13 protein-coding genes and 1 tRNA gene are annotated in these 15909 nt (G+C 40.0%); 9 read left to right on the top strand and 5 right to left on the bottom strand.

The window, feature by feature from the left end:
- The first annotated feature begins 93 nt into the window (after positions 1–93).
- From D1013_RS05855 to D1013_RS05825, 6 genes are all read left to right on the top strand, one after another.
- Positions 94–957 (top strand): sigma-70 family RNA polymerase sigma factor, encoded by an 864-nt coding sequence (locus tag D1013_RS05855; protein WP_036382919.1) that lies wholly within the window; start codon positions 94–96, stop codon positions 955–957.
- Between the two features lie 487 nt (positions 958–1444).
- Positions 1445–2125 (top strand): ribulose-phosphate 3-epimerase, encoded by a 681-nt coding sequence (gene rpe / locus D1013_RS05850; protein ID WP_121847978.1) that lies wholly within the window; start codon positions 1445–1447, stop codon positions 2123–2125.
- A complete protein-coding gene (locus tag D1013_RS05845) occupies positions 2104–3081 on the top strand; it encodes a YpdA family putative bacillithiol disulfide reductase (RefSeq protein WP_121847977.1) in 978 nt (325 codons plus the stop codon). The genes rpe and D1013_RS05845 overlap by 22 nt, the downstream gene beginning before the upstream one ends.
- 103 nt (positions 3082–3184) lie before the next feature.
- Positions 3185–3667: a hypothetical protein gene (locus tag D1013_RS05840; RefSeq protein ID WP_121847976.1), complete on the top strand. Its 483-nt coding sequence runs from the start codon at positions 3185–3187 to the stop codon at positions 3665–3667.
- A gap of 82 nt (positions 3668–3749) precedes the next feature.
- Positions 3750–5636: a tetratricopeptide repeat-containing sensor histidine kinase gene (locus tag D1013_RS05835; protein ID WP_225621564.1), complete on the top strand. Its 1887-nt coding sequence runs from the start codon at positions 3750–3752 to the stop codon at positions 5634–5636.
- A 282-nt stretch (positions 5637–5918) separates the two neighbouring features.
- The gene (locus tag D1013_RS05825; RefSeq protein ID WP_121847973.1) at positions 5919–6566 is read left to right on the top strand and encodes a response regulator; all 648 of its coding nucleotides are present in this window, start codon (positions 5919–5921) and stop codon (positions 6564–6566) included.
- Between the two features lie 82 nt (positions 6567–6648).
- Here the strand turns inward: D1013_RS05825 and D1013_RS05820 are convergent, their stop codons facing one another.
- Positions 6649–9018, bottom strand: a complete 2370-nt coding sequence (locus D1013_RS05820; RefSeq protein ID WP_121850624.1) for a TonB-dependent receptor — start codon at positions 9016–9018, stop codon at positions 6649–6651.
- A 226-nt stretch (positions 9019–9244) separates the two neighbouring features.
- Between D1013_RS05820 and D1013_RS05815 the strand changes: the two genes are divergently transcribed.
- The 3 genes from D1013_RS05815 to D1013_RS05805 are packed head-to-tail and all read left to right on the top strand — an operon-like array spanning position 9245 to position 11866.
- Positions 9245–10252: a sensor histidine kinase gene (locus D1013_RS05815; protein ID WP_121847972.1), complete on the top strand. Its 1008-nt coding sequence runs from the start codon at positions 9245–9247 to the stop codon at positions 10250–10252.
- Between the two features lie 3 nt (positions 10253–10255).
- Entirely contained in the window at positions 10256–10963 is a 708-nt protein-coding gene (locus D1013_RS05810) for a LytR/AlgR family response regulator transcription factor (protein ID WP_121847971.1), read from the top strand.
- Between the two features lie 12 nt (positions 10964–10975).
- Positions 10976–11866: a dienelactone hydrolase family protein gene (locus D1013_RS05805; RefSeq protein ID WP_121847970.1), complete on the top strand. Its 891-nt coding sequence runs from the start codon at positions 10976–10978 to the stop codon at positions 11864–11866.
- Positions 11867–11940: 74 nt separating this feature from the next.
- On the opposite strand, the gene D1013_RS05800 is transcribed toward D1013_RS05805, so the two are convergent.
- The 4 genes from D1013_RS05800 to ftsA form a co-directional block, all read right to left on the bottom strand.
- Positions 11941–12014: transfer RNA gene (locus D1013_RS05800), tRNA-Arg, on the bottom strand.
- Positions 12015–12020: 6 nt separating this feature from the next.
- Entirely contained in the window at positions 12021–12467 is a 447-nt protein-coding gene (locus tag D1013_RS05795) for a GatB/YqeY domain-containing protein (protein ID WP_121847969.1), read from the bottom strand.
- A 110-nt stretch (positions 12468–12577) separates the two neighbouring features.
- Positions 12578–14527 (bottom strand): cell division protein FtsZ, encoded by a 1950-nt coding sequence (gene ftsZ / locus D1013_RS05790; protein WP_121847968.1) that lies wholly within the window; start codon positions 14525–14527, stop codon positions 12578–12580.
- Positions 14528–14572: 45 nt separating this feature from the next.
- Complete coding sequence (gene ftsA / locus D1013_RS05785) at positions 14573–15907, bottom strand: cell division protein FtsA (protein ID WP_121847967.1); 1335 nt, start codon at positions 15905–15907, stop codon at positions 14573–14575.
- Positions 15908–15909: the final 2 nt, after the last annotated feature.

The raw sequence follows: 15909 nt of genomic DNA, 5'->3' as shown, positions 1-15909 counted from the left end.
AAGTTTTTTTCACCCTCATGTAACATTTCAATGTTTTTTACGTATAAGTATATGCAACTATGCATAACGCACGTAATAGAAAGGGATATTTAGATGAGACAGCTTAAGATTACAAAACAGGTCACCAACCGTGAAACGGCATCTTTAGACAAGTATTTGCAAGAAATCGGCAAGGTTGATTTGATTACTGCAGACGAAGAAGTAGAATTGGCACAACGCATCAAGGCAGGCGACCAGGTCGCTCTTGAAAAACTAACAAAGGCCAATCTTCGATTTGTGGTGTCAGTTGCCAAGCAGTACCAAAATCAAGGTTTGACCTTACCTGATTTAATTAATGAAGGTAACTTAGGTTTGATTAAGGCCGCACAGCGATTTGATGAAACTCGAGGTTTTAAATTTATTTCGTATGCCGTATGGTGGATTAGACAATCTATCTTACAGGCATTGGCAGAGCAGTCAAGAATTGTTCGTTTACCATTGAACAAAATTGGCTCTATCAATAAAATCAACAAGACCTTTGCCTTTTTAGAACAAGCTCACGAACGTGTGCCTTCGGCCGAAGAAATTGCAAAAGAGCTTGATATGACTGTTGAAGACGTTAAGCAATCGCTTAAAAACTCAGGTCGTCATGTATCTATGGATGCACCCCTAATTGATGGTGAAGACTCTAACCTTTATGACGTTTTACGTAGTGGTGAGTCACCAAACCCTGATAAAGAGTTATTGCACGAATCTCTTCGTACTGAAATTGAAAGGGCTTTGGAAACTTTGACACCGCGTGAAGCCGATGTAATTCGTCTTTACTTCGGATTGGCAGGACAGCACTCCATGACTTTGGAAGAAATCGGAGAAACATTCGATTTGACGAGAGAAAGAGTACGTCAGATTAAAGAAAAAGCAATACGCAGATTAAAGCATACATCCAGAAGTAAAATCTTAAAAACTTACTTAGGATAGTAAAGGTTTAAATTACACGTTAAATTATCCTTAAATTGGAAATTTGGCATATTAGTTGTAATTTTAACAGCAACAACAGTTTATCATGACTGTTCGTTTTTTGATTGATGAATAAACTCCGGCTGATTACCGGAGTTTTTTCATTTTAAGCCTTTCCATACAACTGTCCATTTTTTTGACAGCCCGTTCCTGATGAGTGGACAGCCACAAGAATTCATCCTTAACCATTAGAATTCAACCACTTGACCAAACAAACTAATGAACATGGTTACTGTGTAAGAATTAAATTGTTCAACGACCAATTACACGACTTTACACAAATAGTATTCTACATAAATAAAACCAGTGCATATTTTGAGTAAACCAAAAAAGTCTGCTTAAAATGACAAAACTCCAAATCTGATGAAGGACTTGATTTACCAACAGATTCAAATCCTTAAAAAAGTATCGTTTCATTACTTTTGTAGAAGAAATCAATCGTTTAAAAATGAATAAAGCCAAAATAGCCCCATCGTTACTTGCTGCCGATTTCGGTAATTTACAAAGAGACGTTGAAATGGTGAACCAAAGTGAGGCCGATTGGCATCACATAGATGTTATGGACGGACTTTTTGTACCCAACATATCATATGGCATGCCCGTAATAAAATCTATTGCCAAACATGCTACCAAACCGCTTGATGTTCATTTGATGATTGTAGACCCTGATAGGTATATTAAAACTTTTGCCGATTTGGGCGCTACCATTCTAACGGTTCATTACGAAGCCTGTACCCATTTGCATCGTACGATTCAGGCAATTAAAGATGCAGGTATGAAAGCCGGCGTTGCCCTGAACCCTCATACCAATGTCAACTTGCTGAAAAACGTGATTAAAGATATTGACTTGGTATTGATCATGAGTGTAAACCCTGGTTTCGGTGGTCAAAGTTTTATTGAAAATAGTTACGAAAAAATCACTGATGCCAAAGAACTCATCAAAATGAACGATTCAAAGGCGTTGGTAGAAGTAGATGGTGGTGTTACTGCAAAAAATGCCAAAGCTCTGATAAAGGCTGGCGCAGACGTACTGGTGGCAGGCAGTTTTATTTTTAAAAGTGAAGCCCCTTTGAACACTATTAAAGACCTAAAAACAGCTACGGATAAATGGAGCATTTTCGAATTGTAATAATTGGTGGCGGACCGATAGGAATTGCCTGTGGCTTGGAGGCCAAAAAAAGGGGACTCAGCTATGTGATTTTAGAGAAGGGTCCTATTGTCAATTCTTTGTTCAACTACCCCATTAACATGCAGTTTTTCTCCTCTTCAGAAAAACTGGAGATTGATGGCATACCATTTATTAGTAAGGAGGCAAAACCAAAACGCAATGAAGCTTTAGAGTATTACAGACGTATTGTCACTTCAAATGAACTTCATATTCGGCTCTTTGAAAAGGTAGTGAATGTAGAAAAAGCAAACGATATTTTCGAGATTACTTCTAGCAAACAAACCTATTCTGCCGATAAGGTGATAGTGGCAACCGGTTTTTATGATTTGCCGAATACCATCGATGTTCCAGGAGAAAACCTGCCCAAAGTATCGCACTATTATAAAGACCCTCATTTTTATGCCAATCAAAAACTCGCTGTCATCGGCGCCAGCAATTCTGCTATCGATGCTGCATTGGAGTGTTGGCGTAAAGGCTCTGATGTATCTCTTATCATCCGAGGTCCGGAAGTTGGCCAAAGAGTCAAATATTGGGTCAGGCCCGATATTGTTAATCGTATCGAAGAAGGTAGTATCATAGCATTCTACAATTCAGAAGTAAGGGAGATTAAAGAAAACGAGATTATCATAAACACCCCTGAAGGTGATTTGGCGATAGAAAATGATTTCGTTTTAGCTTTGACCGGTTATATGCCCAACTTTGAATTCTTACAACATTTGGGTATCGAACTTTCCGACGATGAAAAGCGACTGCCTAACTACAATCCAGAAACTATGGAGACCAATATACCCGGGCTTTATTTGGCCGGAGTCATTTGTGGTGGAATGGAAACCCATAAATGGTTTATTGAAAACTCAAGGGTTCACGCACATATGATACTTGATTCCATAACTGAGAAGAATACTACAACAGTATAAAGCTAGTGCTACCCTGTTTTCAGGGGGTTGCATTTCACTGGTATAGGTCTAGTGTTCAGATTTAGTATAATTCATTTTTGTACAGAACTTTTAACCTGTCGAAATGAAATATATTTACCCTAAACTACTGGCTCTTTGTCTCGCTATTGCGGTCTATTGCAATAATAGATCAGTTTCAAATTACCAACAGAAACATAAAGTCAAAGACAACTGCGTACTTACGGTGAAAAGGGGTGCTTTTCACTTTGACAGTTTCGAAGTCACCAAGAACAAGATACGCTACAGCCCTACAACCTCATCTCAAATCGAGCATCACAACTACAAAGAAACCTTTCTAGACACTTTATCTACTTTAGGATTCTTCAAAAAAGTAGAGGCTGAAGGTTTCTGGAACCTCTCGGAAAAATACAGCTCGACCTCCTCGTGCAAAAGTGAATTGAAAGTAACCCTCACTATCAATAAAAGGTCAAAAACCGTAATTTGCGAAGATTATGAAAACAACTGTCCTGAGCTTATAAAATATATCGACAAGAAGGTGGTTGAGCTGGAAGGCAATCGACTTGACCGTGTTTTTGTACCTGGATAAAAAATAAATGCAACATAAAATTTTGAGGCCTCCATTACAGTCAAGATTCCCAAAAAGATATCAATGGTTAATGATACTATTGATGGGTTGCATCTATTTTTCAAATGCGCAAAAAAGTGAAGGAACAGCTACAAAAGACCTCTGGTTCTCAACGGTACCCAATACACACCAGAAATCACTAGACCCGTATTACAAAGCCCTTAAAACGGCAAAATTCGGCCCCGAAAGATTCTCGGTCATAGAACAATTGGCCGCATATCATATCGATAAGGCGAATTCAGATAGTATCATTCAGTATGGCAATCTTTATTTAAGGGAAATTAGAAACTGGGATCAAGACTCTATTCAAAAATCGATCCGTTTCTCAAAGGCTTATTACATACTCGGATTAGGAAGCCGTTTTAACGGATTGATAGACAATGCCATTAAATGGCATATCGAGGGCATTAAAGCCGCTGAATCTTCTAACAATAAAGAGTATTTGTTCCGAAATAAAATAGCTCTGGCTAATAGCTACAATCTCAAACAAATACCTGATAAGGCCATTGCAACCCTTGAGCAATTACCAAGCAATATTGAGAAAGATTGGCCGGAATTGATGCCTGATCTTTTCACTTATCTTGGCGATTCCCATTTCATAAACAAAGAATACGAAAGTGCCAAAACATATTTTGACAAAGCACTTTCAGCCTCCCAAAACTCACAGCAAAAGAAACAAGAATTGACGGTCAAGCTCAAATTGGGTACGGTAGCAGAGCTGAACAAAAACTACCAAGAGGCCTTCACTCTATATAACCAAGCTCGTGAAAGTGGTATGGAACAAGGGTTTCACAACATCTATTTTGAGGGAACCATTAGAATGGGCGAATTATTTCTACAAGAGAAAAATTATGATGCAGCGGTTGCGGCTTTATCCGTTGCCTATATCAATGCTATTGAGCGAGACAATTTATATTACCAAAGGGATATTTTGAATATTCAAAGGAGGGTATTTGCGGCAAAGGAAGATTTTTCAAATGCCTATGCCGTGATGACCCAACTAGCGGGAGTAAATAGCCAAATAGCCAATCGTCAACAGCAAAAGGTCATTCGAGAATTAGAGGTACAGTACGAAACCTTACAGAAAGAAAAGTCCATTTCCGATTTGAAGGAAAACCAAATTCTACAGGAGGCCGAACTGAAACGTCAACGCACCATCAAGAATGCCGTTTTAATTGGTTTTTTGGTTGTTCTAATACCTATTTTGGGCCTTTTATTCCTCTACTATCAGAAACTTCAAACCCAAAGTGAACTAGCCCGTAAACAAGAAGAAATTAACCAAAGAAAGGTCGAAGCACTAAAGAATGAGCAGGAACTTAGTTTGATAAAAGCTTCGATAGAAGCACAAGACGAAGAGCGTAAACGTATTGCCCAAGAACTTCATGATAGTGTCGGCGGAAATTTAGCAGGCATCAAACTACAAGTCTCTGGGCTTACTGAAAAGTTTCAACAATTAAGGCCTATTGGCGGGCAGCTTGATGAAACCTACCAACTGGTCAGAAACATTTCGCATAACTTGGTACCAAAAAAGTTCAAGCAAAATACGCTTACTGACCTAATCGATGAATATATATCTTCTATGACCGTAAATGGGGGAATCAAAATAAATTTTCAGGCACATCCAAAAAAGGCTGTGAACGGTCTTGTAGAATCCGTTCAATTACAAGTATATAAGATTATACAAGAACTCATCACAAACACTTTGAAACACGCTAATGCCAGCGAAATATCTATAAATCTTGCAATTGCGGAAGCTGAAGCTTCTTTGTTATTTGAAGATAACGGAGTTGGGTTTGATACGGCTACAACATCAGACGGTATAGGCTTTCAGAATATCAAAACAAGGGTCAATGATATTAACGGTGAGTTATTTATTGATTCGTCGGTTAACCGAGGTACAGTTGTCTCCATAACCTTTCCTACCCTATGAAAATAATAGCCCTCTTACTAATTTCGACCTTGCAGTGGTTTGGGTACTCAGTGGTTATTTCTATTGGTAAATCGCAATGGCGCTATTTACTGTTAATTGCCTTGATCATTGGCCATGTTTTCGTATTTCCGTTATGGTATGGTCGATTGTCCTTTTCCCATACGCTTGATTGTGGTAACCCAATGATTGGCACCTATCTCTTTTTTACAATAATTGGCATTCCTCTAACTATACTCACAGATTTCGCATATAAAAGAAGAATTAACAAAAAGCCTAAGTAAAATGAAGCATCGAATACTAATTGCCGACGATCACCAAATGTTCATTGATGGGCTCTTGAGCATTCTAAAGGAAGATTCTCGTTTTGAAATCTCCGCTACTTTTAAAAACGGCGCCCAAGTGCTGAAGTACTTAGATATTAATGGTGCTCAAGACCTACATCTATTGATTACCGATCTAACCATGCCAGAAATAGATGGTATTGAATTAAACCAACAGGTGAAAGAGAATTACCCAACTTTAAAAACGTTGGTGGTAAGCATGCATATCGATGGAACAAAAATCGAGAAACTGATTAAAGGCAATGTCGATGGTTATGTGCCCAAAAATGCCGAAAAGGATGAACTGCTTTTGGCCATAGAGACTATTGTTAAAGGTGAAAAATACTTTTCATCGGAAATAAAAAAGGCGTATACCGATGCCATGTTCGAAAACCGCCGCCAAGAAGAAATTCATTTAACGGAAAGAGAAAAAGAAGTCTTGAAACTTATTGCCGAAGAATATACCACCCAAGAGATTGCCGACCAACTCTTTTTAAGTAAACACACCATTGAGAGTTATCGCAAAAACTTGATAGCCAAACTTCAGGTAAAAAATTTGGCCGGCCTAACTAAGCAGGCCCTAAAATTGGGGCTTTTAACAAATGATTGATGGTGGCAATAAAATGCCAAATGCAGTGCCTCAAGTCAAATCCACACTACATTTGGCTATCAACCTATTCGCTTAGCTTGACTTAAAATCTTCTTCGTTGACCTGAATATTGCATGGCTTCCCCCTTACCGAAACCATAACTAAAACCTAAGGCTACAAAACGTCCTCTTTGTGCCCGATTATAAACCTCAAAATCGGCTTGTGCAATTTGACTTTCATTGACTCGAGAGGCAAACAAATCACGTATGCTTAAGTTGATTACCGCTTTACCCTTAAAAAGGTTTTTGCGAAGACCCATATCCATAAAGAGAATATCCTCCATTCTGCTCTGAACCGTTCTATAGCTCGATTGGTAATTACCGGTCATTTCTAAATCAAAATCGGCTGGCAACTTTATTTTGGTCATTAATTTTGAAGACCATTGATCTCCGGTAAAGTCAAATATCTGGGTGTTGAAAACACCATCTCTCTTAAAAGAGCTATAGTTAAAGTCTCCGTTCAATGTCAACCAATTGGCCGGGCTATACTTGGCGTTAAACTCGATACCAGTAGACTTATTGGTACCTATATTCTCAGGCTTAAAGGTGCTCACATTATCTTCAAAAGTCGATACCCTTTCGATTACGTCGGTAGTATATCGATGGTAAACGCCAAAGTTTAAAGAGGCTTTCCCTAAAATATAAATACTGGTTAACTCATAAGAATCTGTAAACTCAGGTTCTAATTCAGGATTACCTTGTCGGATGCTAAAATTGTTTCGAATGTTGAAGAACGGGTTCAAATCCCACATGCGAGGTCTGTAGATACGTTTTGAGTAACCGGCCTGAAGTGAAACTTTATCGGTGAACTTGTACGATGTATGAGCACTTGGAAAAAAGTTTACATAACTCTGATCATTTGATTCATCAGTCGTGGCCAAAAAAGTATTCAAATCGGTCTGCTCTAAACGCAGTCCACCTTTTACCCCCCATTTTTTACCCTCATAAGAGCCAGTACCATAAAGGCCTAACACCTTTTGATCATACTCAAATATATTGGTAAGACCTGGGTCGTTCACATAGTTTCCATCAATAAGGTTGTTTACTTCGTAATCGTTGCTAACATCGTTCAAGACATATTGCGCCCCAGTTTCCAAAGTTATTTCATCGGTTAGCGGATTGGTGTAGTCCAATTTAAAGGTAAAGACGGCCTCTTTAAAATCGGTACGTGTCTGTTGGTTGGCATCATTCAACTCTCCCGATACGGTACTATTGATAAATTCTGAGGACTGATCCTTACCGAAAAAGTTTCCTAAACCACTGAAAAGTAAGGTATGTTCATCGTCATCTTCATCAAAATTTTTCTTGTACTGTAATTCATATTGAAATTTTGGGTTTCTTGCCTCTGTAACCTCGGTTCGCTGCCATTGAGAAACAATGGCGTTTGCAGCATCATACTCGGCAAAATCGGTGGTAGATGGCTGGTCTTCGATTTCTAGCGCAAAATTTCCCGATAAGGTAAGAACGTTCATATCATTGATATGGTAATCGGTACCTAAAACCAAATTATAATAGTTTTCATTTCTGTACTCTTCACCAGTGCTTACCACAGCGGTATTGTTGACCAGGTTTACGTTTCTATTCTCAACATCGGTAGGTAAATCTCGTACCCCTACTCCGATTTGGCTAAATAGATTGAACTTCTCTGTTCTTCTATTAAGGCTTACTCCAACACTATGACCTGCTGGGGTACCTGTATTTACCGAAATAGAACCGTTAAGGCCTTTTCTTTCCTCTTTTTTAAGTACAATATTGATAATTCCAGAAGTTCCCTCCGCATCGTATTTAGCCGAAGGGTTTGTAATTACCTCCACCCTTTCAATCATATCAGCGGTAATCGTACCCAAAGCATTGCCTTCTTCACTTGCTATAATCGAGGGCTTTCCATTAATAAGCATTTGCACCCCTTGGCTACCCCTTAAACTCACTTTACCTTCGATATTTACATTCACCGATGGCACATTGTTCAAAACCTCTAGGGCGCTGGCTCCAGTGCTGCTCAAATCCTTACCTACGTTAAAAACTCTTTTATCGAGCTTGAATTCGGTTCTAGATATCTCTCCGGCCACTACCACCTCTTGCAATTGCTGCGCATCTTCAGTCAGTGAAATCGTTCCTAAATCCATTTTTGGGGTTCGGGTCGTAGGTTGACCGAAAGTTTTAGATTGAAAACCTAGAAAACCGACCTCTACGTAGAAATTATCGGCACTGGTCTCAAGAGTAAAACTACCGTCGTCTCCGGTTGTGGCACCCGTCAAAGGTTTTTTGGTTTCATTGTCGGCAACCATCACCGTTGCAAATGCAATCGGCTGCCCTGTGGCCTCTTCGACTACCGTACCCGAAATAGTAATGGCCGAATTGTCCTGTGCCTTCCCCTTTTGCAGGCCCAGTAGCAAAAAGCCTAATAAAAGCATGAAGGAGAAATTTTTAATTTTTGGTAACATGTTGAATTGAAATTTGGATTTGCCCAAAGATGCATACTAATACCAAAAACAAAAATTCAAACCCTTGAACGACCGAACTAAGGCAGTAAACGACAACTCTAATACTTAGAGTGAAAAATCTGTCGTTCAGAGTGTTATTCATGTTGTTAGCAACACTTAATTTTTCTGTGAAAGGGTATTATTTTAGTTTTATAGGATGCAAAAAACTTTTATTTCAAGAGGAGAGCTACTCTTTCAGGTTATCCTTCACATTCTAGTATTGCTCTTTTATTCTTTCGATAGAAATAACCCTGGCATCAGTCTTGACCAGATTCTATTTTTCTTAATATATACCGTGGCGTCAGGAGTGATTACTTACTACCTAATGCCCCATTATCTTTATAAAAAGAAGTATTGGACCTTCTTCGGTTATGCCTCTCTCGTCTTTTTCTTGGTTATCATGATTGAAGAGCTATTGGAAACTGTTATCTACCCAGGTACGGTTAGGGCTAGTATTGTTCCTGGTATTTATTATGCTTTTTTTGATATTCTACCCGTGCTGGCGATTCTATCCGGCTTTAAATTTGCTTGGGATGCCATAGGCAGCCAGCAGGAGGTACAAAAACTTAGAAGCTACGTTCAAGAAAGCGAACTTCAGTTCTTAAAGTCTCAAATCAATCCGCACTTTCTGTTCAACAACCTTAACAATCTTTATTCGTATGCTTTGGAAGGCTCTGCGAAGACCCCTGAAATCATTTTAGAAATGAGCGGTGTTCTTAGGTATATGCTCTATGAATGCAAAGAAAAATTTGTTCCCCTACAGAAAGAGTTAGAACAACTTAGTAACTTTATTAAACTCTATAAACTGCAGATTGAAGAAAGGGGAAAGGTAAATTTTATAGAGGGCAGAATTGAACCTGGTTATAAGATCGCGCCTTTAATTTTGGTAGTTTTCATTGAAAATGCCTTTAAGCATAGCCAATCGGGGCAATCTAAAGACATTGAAATAGAGATTGAGGTCAATATGAAAGACAATTGCTTGACTTTTATCTGTAAGAACAATTTTGAACAGGTCATAGGCCTAGATACTGTTGCCAAGGGTATTGGCCTGAAGAATGTCAAAAAAAGGTTAGAGCTACTCTACCCCAACAAACACGAATTGCATATTGATGAGACCGAGAAAAACTTCTCAGTATCATTATCAATGCAGCTAGAAAAGTTTTAAAAGATGTATTGCATCATTATTGAAGATCAACCCCCTGCGCAACGTATTTTAAAAAAATACATTGACGATATTGGTTCTTTGGAATTAAAAGGTGTCTTTTCGGATGCCATTCAGGCAATGGAATTCATTAAAAATGATTCGGTCGACCTGATGTTTCTTGATATACACCTACCCAAGATTTCTGGTATCGATTTTCTCAAGTCGATGCAAAATCCGCCGCAGGTGATATTAACGACTGCCTTTTCGGAGTATGCCTTGGAAAGTTATGAATTCAATGTGGTCGATTATTTGTTAAAACCTTTTTCTTTTCAACGTTTTGTAAAAGCCGTTTCAAAAGTTTCTTCAAGAAGCTCGGTCACCACAGAACCAGTACCTGAAAATTTGTTTCCGGCGAAGATTGTCAAAGAAATTTATATCAAATCCGGTTACGAACATATTAAAGTAGTAATCGACGAAATATTTCACATAGAATCAGATGCCGACTACACCGAAATAGTTACCGTTGATAAAAAGCATCTTTCAAGTGAACCTCTTAAGTTTTGGGAAGATACCTTGCCGGCCCCACAGTTCTTCCGCATTCACCGGTCCCATATTGTAAACACTTCTAAAATAGAAAAGCTGGTAGGCAACCAGATCTACTTATCAAACTCTATAATTCTCCCCATTGGCCGCGCATATAAAGAAGATTTCGTAAAGCAGATACTCAACTAAAAACGTACAACTATGAAACCCTTAAAAAAAGAACAGATCAAACAAGAAGTTTTTGACCTTTATGATGCCTATGCCCATAACAAACTGCAAAGACGGGAATTCATTGAGAAGCTTTCTCTCTATGCCGTGGGCGGTATCACGGTTGCATCATTAATGAGCTTTCTTATGCCCAATTATAGAGACACCTTGCTAGTGCAACCCAATGATCCGAAATTAGACAGTGGTTTTATCAATTATGATTCACCAAATGGTGGCGGCACTATCAAAGGTCTTCTTTCCAAACCCAAAGACACGAAAGATAGGTTGGGGGGTATTGTTGTGGTACACGAAAACCGAGGGTTGAACCCCTATGTCGAAGATACCGCTAGAAGAGCTGCCCTTGCAGGCTTTATCACCTTGGCACCCGACGCTTTGAGCCCGTTGGGGGGTTACCCCGGCAATGATGATGAAGGGAGAGAAATGCAGCGTAAACGTGACCGTGATGAAATGCTCGAGGATTTTATTGCCGCTTTCGATTATCTAAAGAACCATGAGAATTGTTCAGGTAAAATTGGTGTTGTTGGTTTTTGTTTCGGTGGATGGATCTCTAACATGATGGCCGTAAAAGTACCTGACTTGGCTGCCGCTGTACCTTTTTATGGGGGACAACCCACGGAGGATATCGACCAAATAAATGCTCCACTCATGTTACAGTTCGCAGGTTTAGATGAACGCGTGAATGCCGGTTGGCCAGCCTATGAGGAAGCTTTAAAAGAAAACGACAAAGAATATGTGGCCTACACCTATCCTGATGTGAACCACGGCTTTCATAATACTTCTACCCCAAGATACGATAAGGAAGCAGCAGAATTGGCCTGGGGGCGAACCATTGACTTTTTTAAGAAGCATTTGAACGCTTCTTAGAATGATAGACGATTAAATATCAAGCTATCCAAAAAAAGAGCCACACCTTACCGGTGTGGCTTTTTGCATATTTGTGACCCCGGAGGGATTCAAACCCCCAACCCTCAGAGCCGAAATCTGATGCGCTATTCAGTTGCGCCACGGGGCCATTGTTCTATGCTAATTTTTTCTTTACGATCATAGATATCGTCTTTCCATCGGCCTGACCTGCCAATTCCTTCGATACGATACCCATTACCTTACCCATATCCTTCATTCCTTCGGCTCCGATTGAATCTATGGTCTGAACCACCACTTTTTCAATTTCCTCCTCTGTCAATTGTTCAGGTAAAAATTGTTCTATAACGGCAACTTGGGCCAATTCGGGTTCGGCCAAATCATCTCTACCTTGCTCCTTAAAAATAGCGGCACTGTCTTTTCTCTGCTTCACCAATTTTTGAACGAGTTTGATCTCATCCTCCTCGGTCAACTCCTTACCCGTGCCACTGGTCTGCTCTAAAAGTAAAGCTGATTTTATAGCCCGCAACGATTCTAAAGCAACTGAATCTTTCGATTTCATAGCTGCTTTCATCTGTTCCATTACTTTTTGCTGTAAGCTCATTTTAGCTATCTTTTTAAGGACTGCGAAGATAAAAAATAAACCCGAAAAAATGTTCTCTTTTTTCGGGTTTACAGTCGAGTTGGCACAGTATGCTTTACAAAACCAAATCGTTAATCAACATTGTCGTGCAAAAACGAGTTGTTTGATCGTAATTGAATGTCGTCATTACTATCTGAACCTAAGGTAGTTCTCGAAACCCTACCTTCTTGACCGCGGCTATCGCTCAAATCGATACCTTGTCTTTTATAAGCTGGCTGACGTTCGATTTCATCAATGCTATTAACGCTATTCTGAAATTTATAATTAAAGTCTTTAAGTTTTCTTCTTCGCTCATCGGCCCTTTCGCGCAAAAGCTCTTCAATAGGGCTGTTCATAGGATCTATATCGGCCTCTTGAGGTCTTTGTGTATTCTCGATGGCCTCGACCGATTTCTTTTCGATAAGCAATTCTTTCTCAACAGGCTTAGGTTGCTGCTGTTGAGGCTTGGCGTTGTTCAACTTATCCTCAAGCTCCATATAATCATCAAGGCTATAGCGGGTTTCTCCCTTCTTGTTGTATTCCAATACAGGAATTACTTCCACGGGGTTATTCACCTTTATATCCTTAATATCGTCGTCTAAATTGAAAGTAATCACATTGTCGTTACTTTCTTCTTCCTCTACCTTTTTAGGCATGCTCAAAGGCATATCAAAGCTCATTGACATTTGCTCTTCTTTCAACCTGTCAAACTCAACGGTAATCGGATCGACCACTTCAATATCATGCAAAGAGGTCTTCGACTCGATAATCACGAAATCATCATCTCTTTGAGGCTTCTTATCTACTTTTTCGACTACCTCTTCATAAAACACATTGAAGTTTTTAATATAGTTGGTTGTCTTTACCAAATCCATTCCCAATTCCTCTTCTTCCTCTTCGATCAAGGTATGCTTGATAATAGGTTCACGAACCTCTTCTTCCTCTACCAACTGATGCACAATATTTCTATTGCTTGTAAGGTCTTGTTGGGCCTTCTGCTCATCTTCCAATGTATGGATGATTTTCTTGCTTTCGGTATTAACGATATCGTCTTGTTGATCGACGTTAAATCCCGTAGCGATAACCGTAACAGCGATAGCCTCACCTAGATCTTCATCTTCACCTACACCCATGATAATGTTCGCACCATGACCTGCCTCTGTTTGTATATGATCGTTGATTTCACCGATTTCATCAATAGTAATCTCTTGAGAACCGGAAACGATTAATAACAATACATTCTTGGCACCTGTAATCTTATTATCGTTCAGCAGCGGAGAGTCCAACGCCTTCATAATTGCCTCATTGGCCCGGGCAGAACCACTTGCCATGGCAGACCCCATAATCGCTGTACCGCTATTGCTCAATACCGTTTTGGCGTCACGAAGGTCAATATTCTGCGTGTAGTGATGTGTTATTACTTCGGCAATACCCCTTGCGGCGGTAGAAAGTACTTCGTCGGCCTTTGAGAAACCGGCCTTAAAGCCAAGATTACCATAAACCTCACGCAGCTTGTTGTTATTGATAACTATTAATGAGTCAACATTTGAACGCAATTTTTCGATTCCGATACGTGCCTGCTCGCAACGCATTTTTCCTTCGAACTCAAAAGGCATGGTTACGATGCCCACGGTCAGCACGTCCAATTCTTTTGCCTGCTTGGCGATGACAGGAGCGGCACCAGTACCCGTTCCTCCACCCATACCGGCAGTAATGAAGATCATTTTTGTAGTGGAAGCCAACATTTGCTTGATTTCTTCCATACTTTCCAATGCGGCCTGCTCACCTACTTCTGGGTTCGCACCTGCCCCTAACCCTTCGGTCAAAGATACACCCAACTGAATTTTCGTTGGTACGGCACTGTTGTTCAGCGCCTGTGAATCGGTGTTACAAATAACAAAATCAACGCCATTGATACCTGATTGAAACATGTGGTTGATAGCGTTGCTACCGCCACCGCCAACGCCGATCACCTTTATTACGTTGCTTTGATTTTTGGGGAGGTCAAAGGATATCCCATCAAATTCCGTGTTGTTGCTCATAGTTCTTTTTTATTACTGGTTAATGTTCTTTTTCTTATAGTTTTTTTATTCGGCGTTATCTAAAAAGTCTTTCAATTTCTCCGACCATACATCGAACACCGACTTTCTCTCTTTCTTAACTTTGGCCTGTTGGGGGATTTGTTCTTCTTCATGACCTGCCATCACCAATTCCGGCTCCTCTTTTTTAGTTTCCTTTTTGGCCGCAGGTTTCTTCTTGTTCTCATTGTTTACCGCGTTCATCAACAAACCTACCGCAGTAGCATACATGGGGCTTGCAATCTCTTCGTCTGAATCGCCTGCCAAATGCTCATTAGGATATCCGATACGGGTATCCATTCCTGTGATGTACTCGACCAACTGCTTCAAATGCTTTAATTGGCTTCCACCACCGGTAAGAACAATACCTGCAATCAGCTTCTTCTTTTGCTCATCATGCCCGTAGTTCTTTATTTCTGTATACACCTGTTCGATAATCTCTACCACACGCGCGTGAATGATTTTCGAAAGGTTTTTTAGAGTAATCTCTTTTGGTTCTCGACCTCTTAAACCAGGAATGGAAACAATCTCATTGTCTTTGTTTTCTCCCGGCCAGGCGGAACCGAATTTTATTTTTAAAAGCTCGGCCTGCTTTTCGATAATGGAGCATCCTTCTTTGATGTCTTCCGTAATAACTCCACCACCAAAAGGTATAACAGCCGTATGACGGATGATTCCATCTTTAAAAATGGCCAGATCAGTGGTGCCACCACCTATGTCAATAAGGGCCACCCCTGCTTCTTTTTCTTCTTTGCTCAATACCGCATCTGATGAAGCCAAAGGCTCCAATGTAATATTGCCCAAATCAAGGCCTGCACTTTTTATACATCGGCCTACATTTTTTATGGACGATACTTGACCGACCACCACATGAAAGTTGGCTTCAAGACGCCCACCGTACATACCGATAGGCTCTTTGATTTCAGCTTGGCCATCGACTTTATATTCTTGTGGAAGTACATGAATGATCTCTTCTCCCGGTAGCATCACCAATTTGTAAACCTGGTTACAAAGCTTGTCAAGATCCTCTTCGTTGATAACTTCTTCCGAATCAGGTCGAGTAATGTAATCGCTATGATGAAGACTTCTGATATGCTGCCCTGCGATACCAACCACTACCGAACCTATTTTTAGACCCGAACTTGCCTCTGCACCTTCTACAGCTTGCTGTATCGATTGTATGGTTTGGGTAATATTGTTGACCACCCCACGGTGTACACCAAGGCTTTTGGATTTTCCGATACCCAATACCTCAATTTTACCGTATTCGTTTTCACGGCCAATGATGGCCACAATCTTGGTGGTTCCAATGTCCAGTCCTACCGAATAATTACCTACTTCCATAA

Source organism: Euzebyella marina, from assembly GCF_003687485.1.
GTDB classification, from domain to species: domain Bacteria; phylum Bacteroidota; class Bacteroidia; order Flavobacteriales; family Flavobacteriaceae; genus Euzebyella; species Euzebyella marina.
Note: the sequence above shows the minus strand (reverse complement) of the source record. Positions and strands in the feature narration are given on the sequence as shown.

Excerpts from the sequence above, each read along its gene's own strand:
- D1013_RS05855 (WP_036382919.1), top strand. The coding sequence starts at position 94 with ATGAGACAGCTTAAGATTACAAAACAGGTCACCAACCGTGAAACGGCA.
- rpe (WP_121847978.1), top strand. The coding sequence starts at position 1,445 with ATGAATAAAGCCAAAATAGCCCCATCGTTACTTGCTGCCGATTTCGGT.
- D1013_RS05845 (WP_121847977.1), top strand. The coding sequence starts at position 2,104 with ATGGAGCATTTTCGAATTGTAATAATTGGTGGCGGACCGATAGGAATT.
- D1013_RS05840 (WP_121847976.1), top strand. The coding sequence starts at position 3,185 with ATGAAATATATTTACCCTAAACTACTGGCTCTTTGTCTCGCTATTGCG.
- D1013_RS05835 (WP_225621564.1), top strand. The coding sequence starts at position 3,750 with ATGGGTTGCATCTATTTTTCAAATGCGCAAAAAAGTGAAGGAACAGCT.
- D1013_RS05825 (WP_121847973.1), top strand. The coding sequence starts at position 5,919 with ATGAAGCATCGAATACTAATTGCCGACGATCACCAAATGTTCATTGAT.
- D1013_RS05820 (WP_121850624.1), bottom strand. The coding sequence starts at position 9,018 with ATGCTTTTATTAGGCTTTTTGCTACTGGGCCTGCAAAAGGGGAAGGCA.
- D1013_RS05815 (WP_121847972.1), top strand. The coding sequence starts at position 9,245 with ATGCAAAAAACTTTTATTTCAAGAGGAGAGCTACTCTTTCAGGTTATC.
- D1013_RS05810 (WP_121847971.1), top strand. The coding sequence starts at position 10,256 with ATGTATTGCATCATTATTGAAGATCAACCCCCTGCGCAACGTATTTTA.
- D1013_RS05805 (WP_121847970.1), top strand. The coding sequence starts at position 10,976 with ATGAAACCCTTAAAAAAAGAACAGATCAAACAAGAAGTTTTTGACCTT.
- D1013_RS05795 (WP_121847969.1), bottom strand. The coding sequence starts at position 12,467 with ATGAGCTTACAGCAAAAAGTAATGGAACAGATGAAAGCAGCTATGAAA.
- ftsZ (WP_121847968.1), bottom strand. The coding sequence starts at position 14,527 with ATGAGCAACAACACGGAATTTGATGGGATATCCTTTGACCTCCCCAAA.
- ftsA (WP_121847967.1), bottom strand. The coding sequence starts at position 15,907 with ATGGAAGTAGGTAATTATTCGGTAGGACTGGACATTGGAACCACCAAG.